Genomic DNA, 23912 nt, shown 5'->3' on the forward strand with positions numbered 1-23912 from the left:
AACCCGCTCCTACACAGATCCCCTGTAGGAGCGGGTTCACCCGCGAATAGGCCGCCACAGGCTTACATCACTTCGACAGATAACGCATCCCATCCTCCAACCCCTGCAGGGTCAGTGGGTACATCTTGTCCTCGATCAGGTCGCGCACCAGGTGCGTCGAGGCAGTGTATTCCCAAGCCTGCTTCGGGTATGGGTTGATCCAGATGACCTTCCTGAATTTCTCCATGAAGCGCTGAATCCACACATACCCGGCTTCTTCGTTCCAATGCTCGACGCTGCCGCCCGGCTGGGTGATCTCGTAGGGCGCCATCGCCGCATCGCCGACGAACACCACCTTGTAGTCATCGCCGTACTTGTGCAGCAGGTCGAAGGTGGAGAAGCGCTCGGAAGTGCGGCGCAGGTTGTTCTTCCACACCGACTCGTAGACGCAGTTGTGGAAGTAGTAGTACTCCAGGTGCTTGAACTCGGTCTTGCAGGCCGAGAACAGCTCTTCGCAGACCCGTACGTGGGCGTCCATCGAACCGCCGATGTCGAACAGCAACAGCAGCTTGACCGTGTTGCGCCGCTCCGGGCGCATCTGGATGTTCAGCAGCCCGGCGTCACGGGCGGTATGGTCGATGGTGCCGTCGATGTCCAGCTCTTCGGCGGCACCCTCGCGGGCGAACTTGCGCAGGCGGCGCAAGGCCAGCTTGATGTTGCGCGTGCCGAGCTCGACCTGGTCGTCAAGATTCTTGTACTCGCGCTGGTCCCACACCTTCACCGCCTTGCCCTGGCGCTTGCCGGCCTCGCCCACGCGGATGCCCTCGGGGTTGAAGCCGCCCGAGCCGAATGGGCTGGTGCCGCCGGTGCCGATCCACTTGTTGCCGCCGGCGTGGCGTTCCTTCTGCTCTTCGAGGCGTTTCTTGAATTCCTCGATGAGCTTGTCCAGGCCGCCCAGGGATTGGATCTGCGCACGTTCTTCGTCGCTCAGAGAGCGCTCGAACTCCTTGCGCAGCCAGTCCTCGGGGATCAGCGCCTCGATGTGTCGGTCGAGGTTCTCCAGGCCCTTGAAGTAGGCGGCGAAGGCCCGGTCGAACTTGTCGAAATGGCGCTCGTCCTTCACCAGGATGGCGCGGGCCAGGTAGTAGAATTCGTCCATGTCGGCGAACACCACGTGCTTTTGCAAGGCGTGGTGCAGGTCGAGCAGCTCGCGCACCGACACCGGTACCTTGGCCGCACGCATTTCATTGAACAGGTTGAGCAGCATGGCTCGCCTCCTGTCAGCGGTTGCCGCGCCGGCTCATGAAGGCCAGGCGCTCGAGCAGTTGTACGTCCTGCTCGTTCTTGACCAGGGCGCCGGCCAGCGGCGGAATGGCCTTGGTCGGGTCGCGCTCGCGCAGCACGGCTTCGCCGATGTTGTCGGCCATCAGCAGCTTGAGCCAGTCGACCAGCTCGGAGGTGGAGGGCTTTTTCTTCAGGCCCGGCACCTTGCGTACGTCGAAGAACACGTCCAGCGCCTCGCTGACCAGCGACTCGCTGATCTTCGGGTAGTGCACGTCGACGATGCGCTGCAGGGTCTCGCGGTCGGGGAAGGCGATGTAGTGGAAGAAGCAGCGGCGCAGGAAGGCGTCGGGCAGCTCCTTTTCGTTGTTGGAGGTGATGATGATGATCGGGCGTTGCCTGGCCTTGATGGTCTCGTCGATCTCGTAGACGTAGAACTCCATCTTGTCGAGTTCCTGCAACAGGTCGTTGGGGAACTCGATGTCGGCCTTGTCGATCTCGTCGATCAGCAGGATGACCCGCTCATCGGCTTCGAAAGCCTCCCACAGCTTGCCCTTCTTCAGGTAGTTGCGCACGTCGTGGACCTTGTCCACGCCCAACTGCGAATCGCGCAGGCGGCTGACCGCGTCGTACTCGTAGAGGCCCTGGTGGGCCTTGGTGGTGGACTTGATGTGCCAGGTGATCAGGCGGGCGCCGAAGGAGGCGGCGAGCTGTTCGGCGAGCATGGTCTTGCCGGTGCCGGGCTCGCCCTTGACCAGCAGGGGGCGTTCGAGGGTGATGGCCGCGTTGACCGCCAGTTTCAGATCGTCTGTGGCGACGTAGTCGCGGGTGCCTTCGAACTTCATGGGGGGTTGTCCTCTGCTGGGGCCTGGGCCGGCCTCATTCGCGGGTGAACCCGCTCCTACAGGGGCGGTGAAGATCCTGTAGGAGCGGGTTCACCCGCGAAGAGGCCGCTTCAGGCAACACATAATTATCGATTTGCCCCCGACTATAACGCGGGGTCGGGCAGCTGGAAACGCAGACCAGGCATTCATTCCCTGAATGCCCCGTCACGGTCGCTCAGTCGGATTCAGGAGCAGGTTGCTCATAACGCGCATTGAACGCCTGAATGAAGCCGTTGCGCAGGATCTGCAAGAACGCCTCGAAGGCACTGATGTCCTGCTTGTGCACGCTGCCGCTGAGTTCCACGCGGGTGGCGAACTGGTTCTTCGGCTGGTTCTTCAGCACCGTTTCGGTCGCGCCCACCACTGCCTCCCACACCGAGCGGAAGAAGCCCTTGTCCTTCTCTTCGACGTCCTGCTGCCAGTCGAACACATCGACATCGCGCAGCAGCGGCTTGATGTAGCCGTTGAGCCGCCCCTGCTCGGCCTGGGCCTCGATCACCACGTCGCCATGTCCGGCGTTGAAGTCGAACTTGCCATAGGCGCTGGCGAAGTCGTTGAGCCGGCGCAGCTCGATGCCGGTGGCACGCAGGCGAAACTCGAAGTCGTCGAAGTCGCTGAACGGGTCGAAGGTCGCCCGGCTCTCGACCTTGGCGTCGCCCAGCAGCAGGGCTGTGGCTTCGAAGCTGGCGTCGCGCCGGCCTTTTTCATCGCGCACGTTGGTCAGGTTGTGGATGCTGGCTTGCAGTTGGGTGGCCTTGAGGTCGACCGGCGGTTTGGAGTTGAAGTTGCGGAACGTCAGGGTGCCGTCGTTGATACGCACTTCGTTGAGGGTGATCGGCAACAGTTTTTCCAACTGCTGGCGCCAGTCGGTGCCCTGGCCGGTCTGCGAGGCCTGCTTGCTGCCACCGTCGACGAAGTTCAGCTGCGGGCGCACGAAGGTCACTTCGGCGACCACGGCCTTGTCGTACCACAATGCACGCCAGCTGACCGAAAGGTCGATCAGCGGGGCATCGAGCAGCGGCACCGGTACCTTGCCGGTGGTCTTGACGATCTGCAGGCCATTGATCTGGTAGGCGCCGCGCCACCAGGCCAGGTCGACGTCGGCGACCTGGCCGCGGTATTCGCCCATGTCGGCCAGTTTGTCGTTCAGGTAGTCGCGCACCAGGTAGGGCAGGGCCAGGTGCAGCGCCACCAACAGCACGACCAGGCTGGCCAGGCCGACCAGTGGCCAGCGATAGCGGGCTTTCATCGGTAGATCTCCGCGACGGGTTGTGCGGTTGACCACAGGCCGTTCGGCTGAGTTCGAACGGGCTTCGCGGGGCTTTACGGGCAAAGGGGGCAGGCTTACCCTTGAGGTCTTTCCTGCTTTTTCTCAGTTCTCCAAGGACCCTGCCATGAGCCGTATCTTCGCAGACAACGCCCATTCCATCGGTAACACGCCGCTGGTGCAGATCAACCGCATCGCCCCGCGCGGGGTGACCATTCTGGCCAAGATCGAAGGGCGCAACCCGGGCTATTCGGTCAAATGCCGGATTGGCGCGAACATGGTCTGGGACGCCGAAAGCAGCGGCAAGCTGAAACCGGGCATGACCATCGTCGAGCCGACCTCGGGCAACACTGGCATCGGCCTGGCGTTCGTCGCCGCCGCCCGCGGCTACAAGCTGATGCTGACCATGCCGGCCTCGATGAGCCTGGAGCGGCGCAAGGTGCTCAAGGCCTTGGGCGCCGAGCTGGTGCTGACCGAGCCAGCCAAGGGCATGAAGGGAGCCATCGAGAAGGCCAACGAAATCGTCGCCTCCGACCCGGAACAGTACTTCCTGCCGGGCCAGTTCGAGAACCCGGCCAACCCGGCGATCCACGAAAAGACCACCGGCCCGGAAATCTGGAACGACACCGACGGCGCGGTCGATGTGCTGGTGGCCGGCGTCGGCACCGGCGGCACCATCACCGGGGTGTCGCGTTACATCAAGCAGACCCAGGGCAAGTCGATCCAGTCGGTGGCGGTAGAGCCGGTGGCTTCGCCGTTGATCACCCAGGCCCTGGCCGGTGAGGAACTGACCCCCAGCCCGCACAAGATCCAGGGCATCGGCGCCGGTTTCATCCCGAAGAACCTCGACCTGTCGCTGATCGACCAGGTGGTGACCGTGACCGACGACGAATCCAAGGCCATGGCCATTCGTCTGATGCAGGAAGAGGGCATTCTTTGCGGCATTTCCTGCGGTGCGGCGATGGCGGCGGCGGTGCGTCTGGCGGAAAAACCGGAAATGCAGGGTAAGACCATCGTCGTAATCCTGCCGGACTCCGGCGAGCGCTACCTGTCGAGCATGTTGTTCAGCGACCTGTTCAGCGAGCAGGAAAACCAGCAGTAATCATCCGGGCCGCTGATCCGGCGCAATATTCGGCGGCCTGGTTCATTGCACAATCTTCATGACGCGGATCTCGGCTGGATGGTTTGTCCCCAGGCGGGATGGGTTTATCATGGCCGGATGATTTTTCGGGAGCAGGCAGCGCTGGCCTGCTCTTTCTCCAAGGAGTGTTGCATGACCTTTTCCTTCGTCGCCAAGGCGGGTGTCCTGCTGGTGTTCTTCGCCAGCGTGCTGTTCGTGCACCTGCGCGGCAAGGCCCGCCTGCCGGTGTTGCGCCAGTTCGTCAACCATTCGGCGCTGTTCGCCCCTTATAACGCCTTGATGTACCTGTTTTCCGGCGTGCCGTCCAAGCCCTACCTGGACCGCCAGCGCTTCCCCGAGCTGGATGTGCTGAAGGACAACTGGCAGGAAATCCGCGAAGAGGCCATGCGCCTGTTCGACGAGGGCTATATCCGCGCTGCCGAAAAGGACAACGACGCTGGCTTCGGTTCGTTCTTCAAGAAAGGCTGGAAGCGTTTCTACCTGAAGTGGTACGACAAACCCCTGCCGTCGGCCGAAACCCTGTGCCCGCGCACCGTCGAACTGGTCAGCGGCATCCCCAACGTCAAGGGCGCAATGTTCGCTCTGCTGCCTGGTGGTAGCCACCTGAACCCGCACCGCGATCCGTTCGCAGGTTCGCTGCGTTATCACCTGGGCCTGTCCACGCCGAACTCCGACGCCTGCCGCATCTACGTCGATGGTGAGGAGTACGCCTGGCGTGATGGCGAAGACGTGATGTTCGACGAAACCTACGTGCACTGGGTGAAGAACGAAACCGACGTGACCCGGGTGATCCTCTTCTGCGACATCGAGCGCCCGCTGAGCAGCCCGCTGATGACCCGCATCAACCGCAAGGTCAGCGCCTTCCTCGGCCGCGCCACCGCGCCGCAGAACACCGATGACGAGCGCGTGGGCGGGATCAACCAGGCGTATGCCTGGAGCAAGTGCTTCAGCAACAAGATCAGCACCCATGTGAAGAAATTCAAGCGGGCCAACCCCAAGGCCTACCGCATTTTGCGGCCGGTGCTGGCGGTGGTGGTGGCGTACCTGTTGTATCGCTGGTTGTTCTGATAATTGGGGTGCCTGTGCTGGCCTCTTCGCGGGTAAACCCGCTCCTACAGGGAAAGCGCACCCCCTGTAGGAGCGGGTTTACCCGCGAAGAGGCCAGCACAAGCATCAGCTATTGCCCCACCCCCAATTCACCGCTATATTCCGAAACACATCAATCTTCAAAGCTCCCCCGATCATGCCAGCCATCCCTCCCACCACATGCTTTGCCCTCGCGCCAGTCGCGGGCATGGTCGTGCGTGGCAGCCAGCAGCCGGCCATGATCAGTCACTACCCCCCACCACCTGTCAGTGGCGTCGTAGGCGGCGTAGCTCCGCCTCCTTGCGTGGTCGTGCTGGGCTGATCGGCTTCAGGCCGAATCCCATCACCTACGCAACCTACTGAACACGGCCGGCTCCTTCCTACGCTGAAGCGCGCGCCCGCCGTTTGGCTTATTCGCCTAATACCAGGTGGCAATACATGTCTGTCTTCAACAAAGCATCCGTGGCCTCGGCGGCCACTACCAGCCTGTTCGTCCTGCTGTGGAGCAGCGGGGCGATCGTCTCCAAGCTGGGCCTGGCCCAGGCCAGCCCCTTCGCCTTCCTGCTGCTGCGCTCGGCGCTGGCGCTCACTGGCCTGTTGCTGATCGGCCCACTGCTCGGCCTGCGCTGGCCACGCAGCCGTGGTGCAGTGCTGCGCGCCCTGGGCACCGGCTGCGTGCTGCTGGGCGCCTATCAGATCTTCTACCTGCTGGCGCTCAACACCCATGTCACCCCTGGGGTGATGGCAACGGTGATGGGCGTGCAACCGATCCTCACCGTGGTGCTGATGGAGCGCCAGCGCTCGCTGAGCCGGCTGTTCGGCCTGGGGCTGGGGCTCGCCGGGTTGGTGATGGTGGTCTACCAGGGCATCAACCTTGGTGGGGTATCGTGGCTGGGCATGCTGTTCGCCCTGCTGGCGCTGGCCAGCATGACCTTCGGCTCGATCCTGCAAAAGCGCATCACCGACAATCCGATGGGCACGCTGCCGTTGCAGTACATCGCCGGATTCGCCATGTGCGCGGTGTTCGCGCCGATGCAACCCTTGCATGTGCAGTGGACCGGCAGTTTCGTCGGCGCGCTGCTGTGGATGGGGCTGGTGGTCTCGCTGCTGGCGACGTTGTTGCTGTACCGGTTGATCGCGCGGGGTAACCTGGTCAACGTCACCAGCCTGTTCTACCTGGTGCCGGCGGTGACCGCAGTGATGGACTTGCTGATCTTCGGCAACCGTCTGGCGCCGCTGAGCCTGCTGGGCATGGGGTTGATCGTGGTCGGCCTGCTGTTCGTATTCCGAAAGCCGGCAGCGCGCCTGGCCGAGGCGTAGGTCCTAGCGGAATTCTTCGGGGATGGCGTGGCGCAACACGCCTTCCTCGAAGTCCAGGGTGCCTGCTTCGCGCTGGGTCAGCAGGTAGTAGAGCAGGGTGTCGAGGGTGCGAGAGGGTGGTACCTCGACCGCCAGCATCTTCACGGCCGGCTCTGCCTGGCAGGGGCAGCCGAATTCCTCGAGTGCTGCACGCACCTGTTCGAGTTCAGCGGTGGCTTTCACCCGGATGCGAAAGACCGAGGCGCCACCACTGTGCTGTACGGCTTCGAACCAGGCCTGGTCGTCCTCCTCGGTGATGCTTATGGTATCGCCGGGGGCGATGCCGTAGGCATAGAAGGGGATGCTGTCGACCTGGTAGCCGGATTCGCTGCGCCTGGCCCAGAGGCCCTCGACCGAGGCGGGCGGGTAGCCCTGGGCGTCCTGTTGCAGGCGCCAGAGCACGATCTTGTAGTCGCAGGGCATGTTCGGGGGCCAGCTACAGGAGGGCGGCCTATGTTAATGCCCTTTGGCTGGTGTGTCTGTGGCGTTGTGGGTTTTGGGGCGCAAAGCGCCCCCAGGGCCTCAGAAGTAGTACCCGATATTGATGTTGGTCCGGTAATACCAGTCGTTGCTCCCCACCGAATTGGTACTGGTCCACCCGGTGCCATTCTCCGCCCCACCGAAGGGGTTGGCGTTGCGCGCCCAGGTCAGGTCGACCCAGGCCATCACCGGCATCGCCAGGAACTGCGCGCCGACGGTGAACATCTGCGAGTCGTCCCAGCCGCTCTTGTCCTTCATCATGCGGCTGTAGTCGGTGTAGAACTTGATCTTCTTCAACTGCCCCAAGCTCGGCGTATATACGTCATAACCGACGTTGAGCGCGGCGATGGTGGCCTTGGAGGCGATCAGGTAGGCCGGGGTCAGGCCGTTGCCGCCCATCAGCACGGCGTCGTCGCTCACCCCGGCGGGGTTCTTCGGGTCGTACTCGTAGCGGATGGCCTGGCCGGTCACAGTCCAGGCGCCGCGGTTGATCAGGGCGTGCACGCCACCGGCCCAGTAGTCGCCATCGTCGTGGGTGGTGGCGTTGTACAGGTCGGCGGCGGCCAGGGAGGCGCCGATCTCGGTCTTCCAGCCCTCGCCGCTGAAGGTGCGGGCCACCCGGGCGTTGACCTGATGGCGCTTTTCGTTGTCCTGGCGCGCCTGGGTGAAGGCCACGGCGTTGTCGTCGAGGTCGCTGTAGCGGCCGATTTCCGGCGAATAGCGAATGCCGGTCGGCAGCATGCGCGGGAAGTAGCCGAGCTGCAGGTCCCAGTCACGGTCCTTGTAGCTGTACTTCAGGCCCGTGCCGGCGCTGACGCCATAACCCATGAAGAACGGAATGTGATAGCTCCAGCCGAACTGCGGGTAAGGCTCCAGGCCGAACGGCTTGAACGGCGCGCCCAGTTGCAGGTTGGACTGGTTGTCGAAGCGGTAGCCGACGAAGCCGCGGTCGATGGAGCGCTTGCCATCGTCCTGGAACCAGTAGCCGACATCGCTGAACAGCTGCCGGTGGCTGGCCTGTACGTCGAGACGGAAGGTGTCGAAGAGCAAGCGGCCGTTGTTCTCGGTGGTGTCCCAGTGTTCGTCGCGGTAGTTGACCCGCAGCGCGCCGCCGATGTCCAGCGAGCTCTGGCCGTCGTCGCTGCGCCAGGCGATGTGCGGGAACGGCTTGCGTGCGCTCGGCGGCTGGTCGGGTGCGGCGGGGCCGGGTTCGGACGCGAAGGTGGTGCAACTGCCTAAAACCATACCAAGGGAAATCACAAATCGTTTCATGCTGTGCCCTGCAAGGTTGGAGCAGTTTTCGCAAGCAACAGCCGTCCGTCACCCCTGGGGCAGGGGCGTTTAGGCGGTGGCTGTGGAATGCGAAAGACTGGGGGGTGGGTTTATTGTTTTGTTATTTGGGTTGCCTGGGCCGGCCTATTCGCGGGTAAACCCGCTCCTACAGGGGGCCCCCTGTAGCGAAGAGGCCGGCTCAGGTTCAGAGGTCCAGCACCAGGCGCTTGCTCTTGCACCCGGATACACACACCATCATCGAACCATTGGCCGCGCGCTCGGCCTTGGTCAGCACACCGTCGCGGTGGTCGATATCGCCTTCCAGCACGCGCGTCTCGCACGAGCCGCACACGCCCTCCCGGCAGCTGTATTCGATATCGCAGCCGGCTTCGAGCAACACATCCAGCAGGTTCAACCCAGGCTCGACGCTGAGCGTCTTGCCCGACTTGCTCAACTCGACGCTGTAGCTGGCCTGGGCGTCCTCCGCCGCCGCCACTTCTACTGCGCTGAAGCGTTCGATATGCGCATGCTCGTAGCCGAGCCCGGCGCAGGTCTGCTCGAAGGCATCGAGCATCGGCGTCGGCCCGCAGCAGTAGAAATGGGTGCCGGCCGGGTGGCCCGCCAGGTAGGCGCCCAGGTCCGGTAGCCCACCCTTTTCATCGTTGAAGTGGTAGACCACCTTGGCCCCCAGCGCGGCGATCGGCTCCAGCAACGCCGCCTCGCGCCGCGAGCGCGCGCAGTAGATCAGCTCGGCCGAGCGCCCCAGCGCCAGCAACTGGTTGAACATGCAGAAAATCGGCGTGATGCCGATACCGCCGGCCACCAGCACGCTGTGGTTGGCGTGGGTATCGAGGGCGAAATTGTTGCGTGGCTGGGAGATCTTCAGCTCCATGCCTACCCGCAGCTGCTCGTGCACATAGCGCGAGCCACCGCGGCTGCTGCGGTCGCGAAGGATGCCGACCACGTAGCGGCCCCGGTCGCTCGGCGCGTTGAGCAGCGAGTAACTGCGCACCAGCCCGTTGGGCAGGTGCAGGTCGATGTGCGCGCCCGCCTCGAACGGCGCGAACACGGTATCGCCCCACGGGCGCAGCTCGACGCTGATGATCCCGTCGGCCTCGTAGCGCAAGGTATGCACCAATGCACTGATAAGGGAGGAATTGGACATCGTTCACCTCGCAGGTCGTGGCTCAGGCCAGTTGCTTCGTTTCGATCAGGGCCAGCTGTTCCTTGGCCTTGCCCTTCAGGTAACGGCGCAGGCGGACCACGCCCAGGTCATGCTGGTAGAGGTTCTCGCGCTGGTTGGCGTCGAACTCCATGAACTCCAGCAGCACCCGATCCTGCTCCAGCACTGCCCAGTGGCGGGCTTCCAGGCGGTTCTTGTAGAGGAACCGCCAGGTGTCGCGCTGCCAGCCGGTGAGCGGGCGCGCACGCCAGTGGAACACCGCCGACAAGGCGCGGCTGCTCGGGGTGTAGCTGCCGATGATGGTGAAGTTGCCGCCTGGGCCGCCGGTTTTCGGGTAGGGGATTTCCAGGCGCAGCCAATGGCAGCCGTTGTCGAGGAATTCGGTCCAGTCGAAGTTGACCCCGCGCTGGCCTTCCTTCTCGAAGAAGAAACCTTGTTCGGTGTCGCGGGTGACGAACTTGGCGGTGGCTTCGCCTTCGCTCATCGAGTGCGACATCTTGTGCAGGTAGGTGCCGTGCATCGGGTCCATGACGTTGTCCAGCACGTAGCGGTAGTCGCCTTTCCACTCGGTGTAGCAGAGGAAGCTGCTCCACTCGGGCGAGGTCAGTTGCTCGGGCAGCACCAGCTCCGGCGGCTCAGCCAGGTGCGGGTCGGTGGCGTTGAACAGGAAGATCGCGCCAGCGGCTTCGCGGGTATGGAACATCCGCGTCGGGCGGCTGCCTTCGAGCTTGCAGCCAGGGCTGCCGGGGACCTTGGTCACGGTGCCGTCGCAACGCACTTCGATACCGTGATAGGGGCATTGCAGGCGGTCACCGAGCACCGGCCCCTGGGACAGCGGTGCGCCGCGGTGCGGGCAATGGTCCTCGAGGGCATGCACGCGCCCATCGTTGTCGCGCCACAGGGCGATCTTGTAGCCCAGGCGGCGGATCGAGCGCGGACGGTCGGTCAGCAGCTCCGATGGCAGCACGGGAAACCACAGGTCTTTCAGGCCATTGGCCAGGTGTTGCTCAACAGGGTCCACGGAGAGTTGCATGTTCATCTTGTTCTACCTCCAGCGGGTCATTCGCCCAGCCGTGCCATCAGGGTTTTGAATGCGTCTTCGGTCCACTCGCCGCTGGTCAGCGGGCAGGGCGGGCCGGCCAGGTCGAGGTGAGCGAGCAACTCGCCCAGCTCGCTCACGCCGTTGCCGTAGGCGCGTTCGATGGAGTCGCCGAGCAGGTCCTCGAACGGCGTGTTGGGGCGTTTTCGCGCCTGATGGGGTTGCAGGTAAACCTCGGTGTCGCTCATGGGATGGTCCTCAGTTGTTCTTTGGTTTGTCGGTGAGGAATTTGCCTTGGGGCGCCTCGACATGCTGCTGGCGCCGGGTATTGCCGTCGATGCCGCCAGCGATCGCCCATTCGGCGAACACGGTCGGCCCGGGTTCGAATTCGCGCGGTTGCCACTCGCCGGTCAGTTGGTCCTCGTCGGCGTAGTACTCCACCAGCGCGCCTGCCGGGTTCTTGAAGTACCAGAAGAACGCCGAGGACACCGGATGACGGCCCGGGCCGATTTCGGTGGCCCAGCCGCAGCGGGAGATGTGCATGCCGCCCCCGAACACCTCGTGCAGGTCACGCACGGTGAACGCCACGTGGTTGAGGCCGGCACGTGGCGCCGGCAGTTGCAGCATGAACAGGTCGTGGTGGCCGCCTTCCTCGGCGGTGCGCAGGAAGGCGCCGCGGTTGGGGTAGCGGTCCGAGGCCTGGAAGCCGAAGCGTTCGTGGTAGAACGCTTCGCAGGCGTTGACGTCCTTGACGAAGAACACCACGTGGCCCACTTCGATCGGGGTGGCTCGCTCGTAGACCGGTGCCGGCTTGTTGATCCGGCCCTTGGTCTGCCAGGTGTTGTGGCCGCTGCACTCGAGGTCCAGGGCGCGCTTGCGGGTCACTTGCAGTCGGATAGCCAGGCCGTTGGGGTCGGTGCAACCGATGCGGCCATTGCCTTCGACGAATCCTGGGTCGTTGGCGATGCGCTGGCTGTAGAGCGCAAGGTCGGCCTCGCTTTCCACGCCCCAGACCACCTCGCGCACCGTCGAGCCCGGCTCGATGGCCGGCGGCAGGCCCGGTTTGTCGATGGCGGCCAGCACCACGCGGCAGCCGTTGAGGGTTTCGAAGACGACTTGGTCGGGCGCTTCGCTGACCTTGGCCAGGCCCCAGTCGCTGAAGAAGCGCACGCAGGTGGCCAGGTCCTCGACCCCGTAGGTGACTTCGTCGATACCCAGAACGCTCATTGCCCAGCCTCCACGCCGGCCCAGGCCAGCGGTTGTTCGTTCATGCCCCAGTAGAGGCTTTTCTGTTCCATGTACTGCAGGATGCCCAGGCGACCTTTCTCGCGGCCCAGGCCGCTGTCGCGCCAGCCGCCGAACGGTGTCGAGATGGAAAACTGCTTGTAGGTGTTGACCCAGACGGTACCGGCCTGCAGCCTGCGGCCCAGGTTCCAGGCGCGCTTGTAGTCGCGGGTCCAGATACCGGCGGCCAGAGCATACAGGCTGTCGTTGGCCTGCTCGATCAGTTCGGCCTCGTCGTCGAACGGCATGGCCACCAGCACCGGGCCGAAGATTTCCTCCTGGCATACCTGCTGCTGGTTGCCCAGGCCTTCGAGGATGGTCGGCGGGTAGAAGTAGCCCTGGTCGAACAGCCCACCCTGCGGGCGCTCGCCGCCCAGGCGCAGGCGGCCACCTTCGGCCAGGCCCAGGGCCACGTAGCGCTCCACCGACTCGCGGTGCGCGGCGCTGATCAGCGGGCCCATCTGCGTGCGTTCGTCGGCTGGGTCGCCCAGGCGCAGCTGCGCGGCGGCGGCGGTCAGGCGGGCCATGAACGGCTCGTAGAGGGCGCGGGCGACGAACAGCCTGGAGCCTGCGATGCAGGCTTCGCCCGAGGAACTGAAGATGCCGTACAGCACCCCGGCCACAGCGTGGTCGAGGTCGGCATCGTCGAGCACGATGGTCGGCGACTTGCCGCCCAGCTCCAGCGATACCGGCATCATCTTGTCGGCGGCGATGTGGGCGATGTGCTTGCCGGTGCGGGTGCCGCCGGTGAACGACACGCGCTTGACCAGCGGGTGGCGGGTCAGGGCGTCGCCCAGCAGCGAGCCTTTACCTGGCAACACGCTGACCAGCCCTTTGGGCAGGCCGGCATCGTCGCAGATGCGCGCCAGTTGCAGGGCCAGCAACGGGGTGATTTCCGCAGGCTTGATCACCACCGCGTTGCCTGCGGCCAGGGCCGGCGCGACCTTCTGCGCTTCGCTGGCAATCGGCGAGTTCCACGGCGTGATCGCCGCGACCACGCCCATCGGCTCGTACACGCTCATGCTGATGAAGTCGCCGCGCGACGGGGTGATGGTTTCCTCCAGGGTCTCGCAGGCAGCGGCGAAGAACTGGAAGGTGCCGGCGGCGCTGGCCACCAGGGCGCGGGTTTCGTTGATCGGCTTGCCGTTGTCCTGGCGCTGCAGGTGGGCCAGTTCCTCGGCGCGCTCGCGGATCAGCCCGGCGATGCGGTACAGCACGGTGGCGCGCTCGTGCGGCTTGCGCTGTGCCCAGCCGCTGTGCAGGAAGGCCTGGTGGGCACCCTGCACCGCAGCCTCGACATCGTCCAGGCTGGCAGCGTTGAGCCAGGCCACCGGCTCGCCGGTGGCCGGGTAGCAGGTGGCGTAGCGCTCGCCACCACCCTGGCGCCAGGTACCGGCGATGCAGATGGGTAAGGTCTGTTGCGAAGTCATGGGCAATCCCCTAGATGGAAATGGCATGGGCGTGGTTGCCCAGGGCACGGACCACGCTGAACACGGTCAGCGCCGAGGTTTTCGGGTTGGCCTGCAGCGGCTTGCCGCGCAGGCTCATTTCGAAACCACCAAAGGCGCCGCGAGCCTGGACCTGATGCACGTTCTCGTCGCTCAGCGGGTCGGCGACCAGGGTCACCTGGGTGCGGTCCAGGCCCAGGCCGGCCAGCGACAGGGTGGCCGCCACGTTGGCGTTTTTCGGGTACAGGCGCGCGGCCTCGCGGGCGCTGCCCTGGAAAATCACCGTGGCTTCGCTGATGCTGTCGAGGTCACAGACCTGCTCGGCCGGGGTGTTCTTCCACGCCCTGGCCGGCTTGCGGCCGGTATAGCTGACGGCATCCAGGCCACCCACCTTGGCGGCCGACAGGGCATCGATGCCACCGATGGCGCCAGGCAACAGCTCGATGCGGGTATTGCCGCGTTCGGCCGCTGCCTCCAGGCGTTCCACGAGGCCGGGTTCGGACAGTGCGCCCACCGAGACGACCAGGCACGGGATGCCGCGCTCCAGGGCCGGCAGCACGTGCTCTTCGATGGCGCGGTGGCCGGCGCACTCGACCAGCAGGTCGGGACGCGCCTCGGCCGGCAGCGCCGTCAGCACCTGGGGCGGCCGCTTGAAGCTGGCCAGGCGCTGGCGCACCAGCTCTGCCGAGCCCGCCGAGGCGATCACGGCATCGACGCACAATTGCGGGTCTCGCTCCAGCAGTTCCAGCACGCCGACGCCGATGGCGCCACAGCCGATCATGGTGATATGCAGCATGGCGCGTTCCTCAGGCAGTGGCCTTCTGGGCTTTGGTTTCGCTGTTGGGCGGGCCGGCGAACTGGGTGGCGAAGTTGCCGACGGCGAGCATGTCGACTTCCAGCAGGAACGGCCCAGGCTGGCTGAAGGCGCTTTCCAGCACCGTGCCGAAGTCCTTGAGGTCGCGCACCAGGCCATGGCGGATACCCATTGAGGCGGCCAGTTGGGTGTAGTCAGGGGTGTGCAACTCGACGTAGGCGTGGCGGGCGCCGTAGATGGCGTCCTGGATGTTGCGGATCACCCCGTAGCGCTGGTCGTTCATCAGCAGGATCACCACGTTGGCCTTTTCCTGTACCAGGGTCGCCAGCTCACCCAGGTTGAGGATGAAGCCGCCGTCGCCGGCCAGGGCGAACACCTTGCGTTGCGGATCGTATTCGGCGGCGGCGATGCCAGCGCCGATGCCCATCGCCAGACCTTGGCCAATGCCACCGCCCAGTGCATGCACGCCGGCCTGTGGGTGATACAGGTCGAGCAGGCGGTTGCCCCAGATGCTGTTGGACAGGGTCACGTCGCGCACCCAGGTGAAGTTGCGCCCGGTCATGCCTTGCAGCTGCTCGACCATCGTCGCGTACGGGCCGAGGTCGGCGACCAGTGCGGCGCGCGCCTTGCTGCGCACGTCCTTGAGTTCGGCGAGGAACTGCGGGTCGGTCTGCAGGCGGCCTTCGAGGCGATCGGCGAGGGCGTCGAGGGTCAGCGCGGCGTCGCCGCAGACGAACAGGTCGCTGGAGTAGCTGCGCCCTTCGATGGCCGGGTTGGCATCGATGCGCAGGGTATTTTCCGGCAGCTTCAGGGCGTACTTGAAGGTTTCGTTGCTGCGCAGTCGCGAGCCTGCGATCAGCAGCGCGTCGCAGCTTTGCATGAAGCTTTCGACCAGGCGGTTCTGCGAGAACGCGCCGAGGCAGCGTTCGTCGTCTTCGTTGACCACGCCGCGGCCCTGGGTCGAGGTGATCACGCCCACGCCCATGTCCAGCAGGCGCTTGACCGCCTGGCCGGCATGCCGCGCACCGCCACCGAGCCACAGCAGCGGGCGCTTGGCCTTGAGCATGCGTTCGACCAGTTGCTCCAAGGCTTCCGGGGCGGGCGCCGCGACCGGGATCGGCAGTGGCGTGAGGTCGGCGGGCATCGGCACGAAGGTGGATTGGATGTCGATCGGGATTTCCACGCTGACCGGCCCGGTCGGGGCGGTCAGGGCGGTCTGCACGGCCAGCTTGATGGTGCTCAGCGCGGTTTCCACACTGCGCACGCGGAACGCCGCCTTGGACACCGCCTTGAGCATGGTCAGCTGGTCGCGGGCCTCGTGGATGTAGGCGAACTCCTGGTCCAGGTAGGGCGTTTCGATCTGCCCGGTGATGTGCAGCAGCGGCGTGCCGGCGGTCAGTGCCTCGACCATGGCCCCGGCGGCGTTACCGGCGGCGGTGCCGGTGGAGGTCAGGCACACACCCAGGCCACCGCTGCTGCGGGCATAGGCATCGGCCATGTTGGTGGCGCCGGCTTCGCCGCGGGCCATGACGAAGCGGATGTTGCCGCGCACGGCGAAGGCATCGAGGATCGGCATGTTGTGGATGGAGATCACGCCGAACGCGGCCTTGACCTCGCATTGCTCGAGAAACGCGGTGATGACCGCGCCCACGGTGACATTATTATTATCGTTACGCATGGCGGGACAGGCCTCCAGAAACATCGATATGACTGCCGGTGGTGTAGGACGACAACGGCGAAGCGAGGAACAGGATGGCTTGGGCGGCCTCTTTCGGCAGGCCCAGGCGACCCAGGGGAATCTGTTTACGGCGGGCCAACTGTGCGGTCCATTGCCGCCAGCCCAGCGCTCGCTCGTCACGGGCCTCGAAACGGCGGCGCCATTGCCCGGACTCGACCAGGCCGATGAGGATGCCGTTGACTCGGATATCGTGTTCGGCGAACTCGAAGGCCATCGAGCGCACCAGGTTCTTCAGCCCGGCGCGGGCAGCCGAGGTGGCCACCATGTGCGGCTCCGGCTGGCTGGCCAGCAGCGAGTTGACGCAGACGATCGAGGCGCCGGCCTGGCCTTGCAGTTGCGCCATGAAGGCGCGTACCGGGTTGATCACCGAGAAGAACTTCAACTGCAGTTCGTCCTGCCAGGCCGCGTCGGTGGTGTCGGCGAAGGTCGACACCCGGCCCTGCCCGGCGTTGTTGATCAGTACCCGGGCCGGGCCCAGTTCGGCCTCGCTGGCGGCGGCGAAGGCACGTACCGCCTCGGCATCGAGCACGTCGCATACCTGCGCCAGCAGGCGCGCCTGGGGAAACCGTTCGCGCAGGCTGGCTTCGGCGCTGCGCAGGCGCTCGCCGTCGCGCCCGCAGAAGGCCACCCGGGCCCCGGCTTCGAGCAGCAGTTCGACGCAGGCCAGGCCGATGCCGGAAGAGCCGCCGGTGACGATGGCGGTGCTGTCGTGCAGTGAATAGAGGTTCATTTCAATCCCTCATCAGCGCGGTGACCTGGCCGTGGCCGGCACCAGGCCTGTAGTTGAGCAGGCGTGACAGTTCGTCGGCGCTACCGCGCACCTGGCCCAGCAGGTTTTCGAAGTTGACGTGGCCGATCTGCACGGTGGGGATGGTCAGGCCCAGGGCCGCGGCAACCCGACCGCTGGCGTCGCGCACGGGAGCTGCGACCGTGGAGATGGTCTGTTCGAAGAAACCCTCGCCGCTGACGTAGCCGCGCAGGCGGTCGGCCTGCACCAGGTCGAACAGCTCCAGCACGGTTTTCGGCGTGCTCGGCGAGTGTTGTTCCAGGTGCTCCTCGGGATACAGCTCGCGCAGTTCGGCCAGGCTCAGGTCGGCCAGCAGCACGCGCCCGAGCACCGTGGCATGGGCGGGCAGGCGGGTGCCGACGGTGACGGCGCTGGAGAACACCGAGGGTGGCGAAACCTTGGCCACGTAGACGATCGAGCGGCCATCGCGCACCACCAGGTTGCTCGGGTAGTTGAGGTGGTCGCACAGGCGCGCCAGCAGCGGCTGGCCGAGTTCGGTCAGTTCCAGCGAGGCCAGGTACTCGAAGCCCAGGCGCAGCACCGACATGCCCAGGCGGTACTCGTTGCCGCTGCGGTTGACGAAGCCCATGGTTTCCAGGGTGGTCAGCAGGCGGAAGATGGTCGAGCGAGGCAGCGACAGGCGCCGGGCCAGTTCGGGCGCGGTCAGGGTGCGGTTCTGCCGGCTGAATTCGCACAGCAGCAACAGGCCGCGCTCCAGGCCGGGGACGATGTACTTGTCCTGGTTTTCCTTCGAGGCATCCATATCGTTCATTGCACGCTACCTGTGAATGAGGCTTGCAGTGCCCGGGCCAGGCGCCCGGTCACGGTTTCCGGTTGTTCGATGGCGCAGGCATGGCCGGCGCCGTTGATCAGGCTGAACGGCGCGGCGAAGGCCGTGGCCAGTGCACGGCAGTCGTCCGGCCGGGTGATGCCGTCGGCGCTGCCGCAGTGCACTTCGCAGGGCACGCTTTGCGGCAGGTAATGCAGCAGCGCGTCGCCGCACAGCAGCTCGATGGCCTGGCGATAGCCCTGGGGCACCAGCCGCGCCATGTTCCAGCGCACCCAGGCCAGCGCGCTGGCACTGGCGGTAGGCGACAGCAGGTTGGCGCTGCGCGCTTCGGCCAAGCCTTCGACGCCGATGCGCTCGAGGTCCTCCAGGCGCTTGGTACGTACCGCGCGGCCCTGCTCGGCCTGGGCCGGCGCGCCATAGCCGCGGGCCGGGCTGAGCAGCACCAGGCGGGCGATCCGCTCGGGCTGGGCTTGGGCCAGTGCGGCGGCGGTCATCGCGCCGAGCGAATGACCGACCAGCACACAGCGCTCGACCTGCAGGGCATCGAGCAGGCTGGCCAGGCGCTCGGCGTAGTCGCTGGCGCGCGGGCTGGCGGGCGCCAGCGGCGAAGAGTTGCCGTAGCCCGGTGCGTCCCAGGCGATCACCCGGGCCAGGTGGCCCAGGCCCTGAGCCACCTGCAGCCAGCTCGCCGCGCCCGAACCGATGCCGTGCAGCAGAACCACGGCGTCACCGCTGCCCGCTTCGCGGATCGCCTGCTGGCTGTCGCCCAGGCGCAGCAAGCGCTCCGGGAACTGCCGCTGGAGTTGCCCCAGCAGCGGCGTGGTGAGTGTTTCGGCAACCGACGACATGGGCCTACCCGCGCTTGATCGAAGCCAGCGGGTGGGCTGGCGGATAGGTGGGGGTGACCGGCTTCTTGGCGCCGAGCATCACGCACATCAGCGCGTCTTCGTCACCGATGTTGATCTCTTCGCGGTACACCCCTGGTGGTACCGAGATCAGGTCGCGGTCGGTGAGGATGGTCTCGAAACGCTCGCCGTCCTTCTCGATCACTACCTTGAGCTTGCCGCGCAGCACGAAGAACACTTCCTCGACGTCGGTGTGCAGGTGGGGCGGGCCTTCATGGCCGGCCGGAATCACCATGGTGGAGAAGGTGAAGTGCTCGGACGGAATGGTGTTCATGTCGCTGCCCACGCCGGTACCACCGGTGCCCACGTAGCGCATCTGCGCGCGGCGGAACTTGGGGTCGTAGTCGGCCTGGAACTTCAGCGCGTCCCAGTCGTAGCGGCGGGTTTCGTAGCGGGCGATGCGGGTCTGCATCCATGCGGCCAGGTCGGCGCCGGCCGGCTGCTCCCAGGTTTTCGGCGCGTCGGTGGCTTGGGGCTGAAGGGAAAGGTCGGTCATGGCAGTCTCCTTGCTCAAGGCATGACGAACCCGCCGTTGACCGGCAGGGTTTGTCCAGTGATGAAGCGCGACAGGTCGGACAGGGCGAACAGCACGGCCCCGCTGACGTCGTCGGGCAGTTGTGGGCGCTGGATGGCGCGTTGGTCGATGTACAGGCGGTGGCGGGCTTCGGGCACGTAGGCGGTGGCCTCGACCTGCACCAGGCCGGGGGCGATGGCGTTGACGGTGATATTGTCTGCGCCAAGCTCGCGGCCCAGGCTGCGGGTCATGGCGATCAGCGCGCCCTTGCTGGCGACGTAGGCCAGCAGGTTCGGCGCGCCCCACAGCGGGGTGTCCGAAGCCAGGTTGACGATCGCGCCGCGGCCGCTTTCACGCAGGGCCGGCAGGGCCGCGCGGGTCATCAGCCAGGTGCCGCGCACATTCACCTGCATCACTTGGTCCCAGGTCTCGATGTCCAGTGCTTCGCAGCTCTTGCCGCCGGAGTTGGTGATGGAGGCGTTGTTGACCAGGCCATCCAGGCCACCGAGGCGATTCACGCTGCGCTCGATGCAGCTGCTGATCGACCCCGGGTCGCCCAGGTCGAGGGTCACGCCGCTGACGTCCAGGCCCTGCTCGGCGAGTTCGCAGGCAGCCTGTTGCACGCGTCCGGCGAGAATGTCGGCGATCACCACCCGGGCACCGGCCTGGGCGATGGCCTGAGCGAAGGCGTAGCCCAGGCCGCGGGCGCCACCGGTGACCAGCACGCGGCGGCCTGCAAGGAGGTTGTTGAACTGCGTCATCACGAAGTACTCAGCATGGCTTTGGGGAGGTAATGGAGCACGCGCTTCTCGGCCCAGACCACGGCGCCGTATGCCAGCACGCCGATCAGGGTGAGCATGACGATGGAGACGAACACCCCGGCGGTGTTGCCCTGGCCCTCGGCGTCCACCAGCAGGAAGCCCAGGCCCTGGTTGCCACCGACCAGCTCGCCGACGGTGACCCCGATCACTGCCAGAGTCGAAGCGATGCGCAGGCCGGAGAACAGTGCGGCCATGGCCGAGGGGAACTCCACCAGGCGGAAGATCTGCCAACGGCTGGCGTTCATGGTGCGTACCAGGTTGATCATGTCCGGGTCGACGGTGCGGATGGCCGAGAGCACGTTGATCATCACCGGGAAGAACACGATCAGGATGGCGATCAGGATCTTCGGGTAGATGGTGTAGCCCAGCCACATCACGAATAGCGGCGCGAAGGCGACCTTGGGGGCGATCTGCAGGGCCAGGATGTACGGCGAAAGCATGGCCTCGGCCGACGGCGAAAGACCCAGCGAGACGCCGATGGATACCCCCAGCAGGGCGCCCAGGGCGAAGCCGACGATGATCTCGAAGGCGGTGATCAGGGTGTGTTCGAGCAAGCCGCCGCTGTGCCACATCAGCGCGCTTTCCTCGGCCACGCGGCTGAGCGGCGGCATGACGAACTCGGGCATGCCGAGCACGCTCGGGCCCCATTGCCAGGCCACGAGGAACAACAGGAGCAGGGCGATGCTGCCGAGCATGGAGGTGTTGAGGTTTTTCATCAGGCGGTTACCTTGGTTGCCGGGGCCGTCATTGGGCCGCGGTCTGGGTGTCGATGAACTGGTTGCTGTAGAGCTCCTCCAGCGGCGTTTCGCGGGGCACGATGCCTTCGCTGACGTAGAACTTGCGCACCGCGTCCAGACGCGCCGGGTCGATGCGCCCGGGCACCGCCTGGCCGGCGTACACGTACTCCACGTACAGGCGCAGGGTCTTCTCCAGCGACGCTTCCTTGCCGGCATAGGCCGGGACCGCACGGGCGAAGGTGGCTGCGGCGGCCTTGGGGTCGGCGATGATGTCCTGCAGGCCGCGCAGGGTGGCCTGGACCACGCCGCGCACCACCTGCGGGTGATGCTCGATAGCATCGTCGGAGGCCAGGATCGCCTGGGCCATGCTCTCGAACACCTGGTCGCGTGGGATCAACTGGTACTTGAGCCCGGCATCCTCGGCGTTGACCACCCAGTCCGGCACGCCGGCCATGGCCTCGGCCTTGTTGGCCGAGAACAGCTGCCACACGCCGGAGGGGCCGGCGGCCTGGATATCGACATCGTCCTTGCCCAGGCCGGCCTTGCGCAGCGAGGCGAGCAGGGCGTAGTAGGTGGTGTCCGAATACGACATGACGGTCAGGGTCTTGCCCTTGAGGTCCTTGATGTCGTGGATGTTGGCGCTGGCGTTGGTGGCGATCATGGTCACCCCGCCGCCGCCGAGCACGGCCACGGTGCGCACCGGAATACCATTGGGGCGCACGATGATCGGGGTATCGCCGATGGCGCCGCCGACCAGCGCGTTGCCGGCGCCGATCTGCTTGGCCACATCCACGCCACCCTTGGCGGCGATGAAGGTGAGGTCGAGGTCCTGGGCCTGGTAGTAGCCTTTTTCCTTGGCGATGATCCACGGCGCGAAGGCGGGCAGGCTGGGCGGCGCCGGCAGCAGGTAGGTGACTTTGGTCGGCTCTGCCTGGGCCTGCAGCGTCATGGCCAGGCCAAGGGCGGCGAGGGCCATGTGGGCCATGCGTTTGAACGGTGTATTGAACATGCTGACTCCCGGGGGCGAGGGGTAGTGAAGGTCGGTCAATGCAATTCGTGGTCGGCGCCAACGTGCAACAGGTCCATCAGGCGGCCGGCCAGCGGGCCGATTTCCGGCAGCTTGCGGCGCTCGAGCGGGTTGTCGCGGTGCGGCAGGTCGATCACGATTTCCTCGATGATGGTGCCGGGACGGGCGCTCATCACCAGCAGGCGGTCGGACAGCGCGATGGCCTCGACCAGATCGTGGGTGATGAACAGGGCGGTCTTCTTTTCCTCGTACAGCATGCGCGCCAGGTCTTGCTGGAGGATCATCTTGGTCTGCGCGTCGAGGGCCGAGAACGGCTCGTCGAGGAACAGCACCTGTGGGTCGATGGCCAGGGTGCGGGCCAGGGCGGCGCGTTGGCGCATGCCGCCGGAAAGCTGGAAAGGGTAGTGGTCGGCGAAGCCCTGAAGGTGGCAGCGCGCCAGCAGGTTTTCGGCGATGCCTTTGCGCTGGCTGGCCGGCATGCCCTGGATCTCCAGGCCCAGCTCGACGTTGCGGCGGATGCTACGCCAGGGCATCAGCAAATCCTTCTGCAGCATGAACGCAACTTTGGGCACTGGCCCGGTCACCGCCTCGCCGCCCACCGATACCTGGCCTTCGGTGGGGCGATAGAGGCCCGAGCCCATGTTGAGGATGGTGCTCTTGCCGCAGCCGGACGGGCCGATGATCGACACCACTTCCCCGCGACGGATCTGGAAGTTCACATGTCTGATGGCGAAAGGCGCGTCGGCCTGGCCCTTGGTCGGGAAAGCTTTGCCGACGTCACGGAATTCGATTTCGATGGGCGCCAGTTCGGCGTCCGGCACTGGCATGTTCCACTGCGAGGCGATTGCGTACATCTCTTTCACAGCCATGGGAGAACTCTCTGGTCTGTTTTATAGGTGATACGCCGTTTAGTGCATGAACAATGCCAGTTAACACATCTCCTTCATTTAAATAAAAAGTTCTTATTTTTCAGTAACTTGATTAATTGAAGTGCAATGACTGATGTTTTATATATGAGACAAGGTTTTTTATGTGGCACGAAAATGCGCATGGCAGCGCTTTGGTGCGATGCAATGGAGCAGCAGGAGGTAACGCAGAGGGTGGCTTGCTTCATAGGCGAAACGCGCCACTGCCAATCGCCGGCACGCCGAGGCCTGCGGCGGTTGGCCAGGCGTCAGGTGCGTGAGGGGCGTAACACCAGCCACAGCGCCACGCCGATCAGTAGCCCGCCGTACAGGTGTGCCATCGATAGAGGCTCATCCAGCAGCCAGGCTCCCCACAACACGCCGAACACCGGGATCAGGAAGGTCACCGTGCTGGCCTTCACCGGCCCGACCTCCTCCAGCAAGCGGAAGTAGAGGATATAGGCCAGTGCGGTGCACAGCAGCCCCAGGCCCAGCAGCGACAGCCACACCTGCCAGCCGCCCCAACTGGCAGGTGGTTGGGTGATGGCGCTCCAGGCGAACAGTGGCGAAGTCATCAAGGTGGCGCCGAGCATGCTGCCCAGCGCAGCCAGGCGGCTGTCCAGGCCGCTGATCCAGCGCCTGGCGAGAAAGCCAGCGAAGCCGTAGCAGGTGGTGGCGGCCAGGCAGGCCAGAGCACCCTGCAGCAGGGCGCCGTCCAGGGCCACCGGGCCGGCGCCGCTGAGGACGGCGACGCCGAGCAGGCCAAGGAAGATGCCCGACAACTTGGGCAGGGTCATCGGTTCGCGGAAGCACAGGGCGCCGATCAGTACACCCATCAGCGGCGTGGTGGCGTTGAAGATCGCCGAGTAGCCGGCGGGCAACACCTGGGCTGCCACTGAATAGAAGGTGGCCGGGATGCCCGAGTTGATCATGCCCAGGACCAGGCAGGCCCCGAGCTTGCCCTGGAATGCCCAGCGCACGCGAGAGACGACGAGGATCGCGATCAGCCCCAGGCAGGCGATCGAGACGCGGAAGAAGGCCGTCGGCAGGGTGCCCAGTTCGGGGGCGATAATACGCATGAACAGGAAGCTCGCCCCCCAGACAGCGGCAAGGGTCAGCAGGCGGGCTAGGGCGATGGGGCTCACGAGGGTCTCCGGGGATGGGGTAGGGC

The 23912-nt window shown here is 65.4% G+C and carries 24 protein-coding genes; 3 read left to right on the forward strand and 21 right to left on the reverse strand.

Going from position 1 to position 23912, the window contains the following annotated elements; all coding sequences use genetic code 11:
* Positions 1-67 precede the first annotated feature (67 nt).
* The 3 genes from IAE37_RS27405 to IAE37_RS27415 form a co-directional block, all read right to left on the reverse strand.
* The gene (locus tag IAE37_RS27405) at positions 68-1246 is read right to left on the reverse strand and encodes a vWA domain-containing protein (RefSeq protein ID WP_201178585.1); all 1179 of its coding nucleotides are present in this window, start codon (positions 1244-1246) and stop codon (positions 68-70) included.
* A 13-nt stretch (positions 1247-1259) separates the two neighbouring features.
* Positions 1260-2105, reverse strand: a complete 846-nt coding sequence (locus IAE37_RS27410; protein WP_201178586.1) for an AAA family ATPase — start codon at positions 2103-2105, stop codon at positions 1260-1262.
* 214 nt (positions 2106-2319) lie between these two features.
* Positions 2320-3393, reverse strand: coding sequence for a DUF748 domain-containing protein (locus IAE37_RS27415; protein ID WP_201178587.1), 1074 nt, complete (start codon positions 3391-3393; stop codon positions 2320-2322).
* 145 nt (positions 3394-3538) lie between these two features.
* Here IAE37_RS27415 and cysK point away from each other — a divergent pair, with 145 nt between their 5' ends.
* The 3 genes from cysK (at position 3539) to IAE37_RS27430 (ending at position 6958) form a co-directional block, all read left to right on the forward strand.
* Positions 3539-4513, forward strand: coding sequence for a cysteine synthase A (cysK, locus tag IAE37_RS27420; protein ID WP_201178588.1), 975 nt, complete (start codon positions 3539-3541; stop codon positions 4511-4513).
* Between the two features lie 171 nt (positions 4514-4684).
* Positions 4685-5620 (forward strand): aspartyl/asparaginyl beta-hydroxylase domain-containing protein, encoded by a 936-nt coding sequence (locus IAE37_RS27425; protein WP_201178589.1) that lies wholly within the window; start codon positions 4685-4687, stop codon positions 5618-5620.
* 456 nt (positions 5621-6076) lie between these two features.
* On the forward strand, positions 6077-6958 hold the full coding sequence (locus IAE37_RS27430; RefSeq protein ID WP_201178590.1) for a DMT family transporter: 882 nt from the start codon (positions 6077-6079) through the stop codon (positions 6956-6958).
* Positions 6959-6961: 3 nt separating this feature from the next.
* Here the strand turns inward: IAE37_RS27430 and IAE37_RS27435 are convergent, their stop codons facing one another.
* From IAE37_RS27435 to IAE37_RS27520, 18 genes are all read right to left on the reverse strand, one after another.
* Positions 6962-7420, reverse strand: a complete 459-nt coding sequence (locus IAE37_RS27435; RefSeq protein WP_201178591.1) for a DUF4265 domain-containing protein — start codon at positions 7418-7420, stop codon at positions 6962-6964.
* A 99-nt stretch (positions 7421-7519) separates the two neighbouring features.
* Positions 7520-8749: a hypothetical protein gene (locus IAE37_RS27440; protein ID WP_201178592.1), complete on the reverse strand. Its 1230-nt coding sequence runs from the start codon at positions 8747-8749 to the stop codon at positions 7520-7522.
* A gap of 205 nt (positions 8750-8954) precedes the next feature.
* On the reverse strand, positions 8955-9914 hold the full coding sequence (locus IAE37_RS27445) for a PDR/VanB family oxidoreductase (RefSeq protein WP_201178593.1): 960 nt from the start codon (positions 9912-9914) through the stop codon (positions 8955-8957).
* A gap of 22 nt (positions 9915-9936) precedes the next feature.
* The gene (locus IAE37_RS27450; protein WP_201178594.1) at positions 9937-10971 is read right to left on the reverse strand and encodes an aromatic ring-hydroxylating oxygenase subunit alpha; all 1035 of its coding nucleotides are present in this window, start codon (positions 10969-10971) and stop codon (positions 9937-9939) included.
* A 20-nt stretch (positions 10972-10991) separates the two neighbouring features.
* Entirely contained in the window at positions 10992-11219 is a 228-nt protein-coding gene (locus IAE37_RS27455) for a recombinase-like helix-turn-helix domain-containing protein (RefSeq protein WP_201178595.1), read from the reverse strand.
* A 10-nt stretch (positions 11220-11229) separates the two neighbouring features.
* Positions 11230-12198, reverse strand: a complete 969-nt coding sequence (locus tag IAE37_RS27460; RefSeq protein ID WP_201178596.1) for a VOC family protein — start codon at positions 12196-12198, stop codon at positions 11230-11232.
* The gene (locus tag IAE37_RS27465) at positions 12195-13685 is read right to left on the reverse strand and encodes an aldehyde dehydrogenase (protein ID WP_201178597.1); all 1491 of its coding nucleotides are present in this window, start codon (positions 13683-13685) and stop codon (positions 12195-12197) included. The genes IAE37_RS27460 and IAE37_RS27465 overlap by 4 nt, the downstream gene beginning before the upstream one ends.
* A 10-nt stretch (positions 13686-13695) precedes the next feature.
* Positions 13696-14499, reverse strand: coding sequence for an aspartate dehydrogenase (locus IAE37_RS27470; protein WP_201178598.1), 804 nt, complete (start codon positions 14497-14499; stop codon positions 13696-13698).
* A gap of 10 nt (positions 14500-14509) precedes the next feature.
* Entirely contained in the window at positions 14510-16195 is a 1686-nt protein-coding gene (locus tag IAE37_RS27475) for a thiamine pyrophosphate-binding protein (RefSeq protein ID WP_201178599.1), read from the reverse strand.
* Positions 16188-16985 (reverse strand): SDR family oxidoreductase, encoded by a 798-nt coding sequence (locus IAE37_RS27480; RefSeq protein WP_201178600.1) that lies wholly within the window; start codon positions 16983-16985, stop codon positions 16188-16190. Before IAE37_RS27480 ends, IAE37_RS27475 begins: the two co-directional genes overlap by 8 nt.
* Position 16986: 1 nt before the next feature.
* Positions 16987-17805 (reverse strand): IclR family transcriptional regulator, encoded by an 819-nt coding sequence (locus IAE37_RS27485; protein WP_201178608.1) that lies wholly within the window; start codon positions 17803-17805, stop codon positions 16987-16989.
* Between the two features lie 5 nt (positions 17806-17810).
* Positions 17811-18680 carry an alpha/beta fold hydrolase gene (locus tag IAE37_RS27490; protein WP_201178601.1) on the reverse strand — a complete coding sequence of 290 codons (870 nt, stop codon included), beginning with the start codon at positions 18678-18680 and terminating at the stop codon, positions 17811-17813.
* Between the two features lie 4 nt (positions 18681-18684).
* Entirely contained in the window at positions 18685-19233 is a 549-nt protein-coding gene (locus IAE37_RS27495) for a cupin domain-containing protein (protein WP_201178602.1), read from the reverse strand.
* Between the two features lie 14 nt (positions 19234-19247).
* On the reverse strand, positions 19248-20012 hold the full coding sequence (locus IAE37_RS27500) for an SDR family oxidoreductase (protein WP_201178603.1): 765 nt from the start codon (positions 20010-20012) through the stop codon (positions 19248-19250).
* Entirely contained in the window at positions 20012-20788 is a 777-nt protein-coding gene (locus IAE37_RS27505; protein ID WP_201178604.1) for an ABC transporter permease, read from the reverse strand. Before IAE37_RS27505 ends, IAE37_RS27500 begins: the two co-directional genes overlap by 1 nt.
* Positions 20789-20816: 28 nt before the next feature.
* A complete protein-coding gene (locus IAE37_RS27510) occupies positions 20817-21794 on the reverse strand; it encodes an ABC transporter substrate-binding protein (RefSeq protein ID WP_442967880.1) in 978 nt (325 codons plus the stop codon).
* Positions 21795-21853: 59 nt separating this feature from the next.
* Entirely contained in the window at positions 21854-22690 is an 837-nt protein-coding gene (locus IAE37_RS27515; protein WP_442967881.1) for an ABC transporter ATP-binding protein, read from the reverse strand.
* A gap of 320 nt (positions 22691-23010) precedes the next feature.
* Complete coding sequence (locus tag IAE37_RS27520; RefSeq protein WP_201178607.1) at positions 23011-23886, reverse strand: DMT family transporter; 876 nt, start codon at positions 23884-23886, stop codon at positions 23011-23013.
* Positions 23887-23912: the final 26 nt, after the last annotated feature.

The sequence above is a fragment of the Pseudomonas sp. S31 genome, assembly GCF_016648105.1.
In the GTDB taxonomy this organism is placed as follows: Bacteria; Pseudomonadota; Gammaproteobacteria; order Pseudomonadales; family Pseudomonadaceae; genus Aquipseudomonas.

Bases quoted from the DNA above. Each gene is read 5' to 3' on its own strand.
- IAE37_RS27515 (WP_442967881.1), bottom strand. From the start codon at position 22,690: ATGTACGCAATCGCCTCGCAGTGGAACATGCCAGTGCCGGACGCCGAA.
- IAE37_RS27510 (WP_442967880.1), bottom strand. From the start codon at position 21,794: ATGGCCCACATGGCCCTCGCCGCCCTTGGCCTGGCCATGACGCTGCAG.
- IAE37_RS27415 (WP_201178587.1), bottom strand. From the start codon at position 3,393: ATGAAAGCCCGCTATCGCTGGCCACTGGTCGGCCTGGCCAGCCTGGTC.
- IAE37_RS27475 (WP_201178599.1), bottom strand. From the start codon at position 16,195: ATGCGTAACGATAATAATAATGTCACCGTGGGCGCGGTCATCACCGCG.
- IAE37_RS27485 (WP_201178608.1), bottom strand. From the start codon at position 17,805: ATGGATGCCTCGAAGGAAAACCAGGACAAGTACATCGTCCCCGGCCTG.
- IAE37_RS27455 (WP_201178595.1), bottom strand. From the start codon at position 11,219: ATGAGCGACACCGAGGTTTACCTGCAACCCCATCAGGCGCGAAAACGC.
- IAE37_RS27505 (WP_201178604.1), bottom strand. From the start codon at position 20,788: ATGAAAAACCTCAACACCTCCATGCTCGGCAGCATCGCCCTGCTCCTG.
- IAE37_RS27470 (WP_201178598.1), bottom strand. From the start codon at position 14,499: ATGCTGCATATCACCATGATCGGCTGTGGCGCCATCGGCGTCGGCGTG.
- IAE37_RS27495 (WP_201178602.1), bottom strand. From the start codon at position 19,233: ATGACCGACCTTTCCCTTCAGCCCCAAGCCACCGACGCGCCGAAAACC.
- IAE37_RS27425 (WP_201178589.1), top strand. From the start codon at position 4,685: ATGACCTTTTCCTTCGTCGCCAAGGCGGGTGTCCTGCTGGTGTTCTTC.
- IAE37_RS27405 (WP_201178585.1), bottom strand. From the start codon at position 1,246: ATGCTGCTCAACCTGTTCAATGAAATGCGTGCGGCCAAGGTACCGGTG.
- cysK (WP_201178588.1), top strand. From the start codon at position 3,539: ATGAGCCGTATCTTCGCAGACAACGCCCATTCCATCGGTAACACGCCG.
- IAE37_RS27450 (WP_201178594.1), bottom strand. From the start codon at position 10,971: ATGAACATGCAACTCTCCGTGGACCCTGTTGAGCAACACCTGGCCAAT.
- IAE37_RS27410 (WP_201178586.1), bottom strand. From the start codon at position 2,105: ATGAAGTTCGAAGGCACCCGCGACTACGTCGCCACAGACGATCTGAAA.
- IAE37_RS27480 (WP_201178600.1), bottom strand. From the start codon at position 16,985: ATGAACCTCTATTCACTGCACGACAGCACCGCCATCGTCACCGGCGGC.
- IAE37_RS27445 (WP_201178593.1), bottom strand. From the start codon at position 9,914: ATGTCCAATTCCTCCCTTATCAGTGCATTGGTGCATACCTTGCGCTAC.
- IAE37_RS27430 (WP_201178590.1), top strand. From the start codon at position 6,077: ATGTCTGTCTTCAACAAAGCATCCGTGGCCTCGGCGGCCACTACCAGC.
- IAE37_RS27435 (WP_201178591.1), bottom strand. From the start codon at position 7,420: ATGCCCTGCGACTACAAGATCGTGCTCTGGCGCCTGCAACAGGACGCC.
- IAE37_RS27465 (WP_201178597.1), bottom strand. From the start codon at position 13,685: ATGACTTCGCAACAGACCTTACCCATCTGCATCGCCGGTACCTGGCGC.
- IAE37_RS27460 (WP_201178596.1), bottom strand. From the start codon at position 12,198: ATGAGCGTTCTGGGTATCGACGAAGTCACCTACGGGGTCGAGGACCTG.
- IAE37_RS27440 (WP_201178592.1), bottom strand. From the start codon at position 8,749: ATGAAACGATTTGTGATTTCCCTTGGTATGGTTTTAGGCAGTTGCACC.
- IAE37_RS27490 (WP_201178601.1), bottom strand. From the start codon at position 18,680: ATGTCGTCGGTTGCCGAAACACTCACCACGCCGCTGCTGGGGCAACTC.
- IAE37_RS27500 (WP_201178603.1), bottom strand. From the start codon at position 20,012: ATGACGCAGTTCAACAACCTCCTTGCAGGCCGCCGCGTGCTGGTCACC.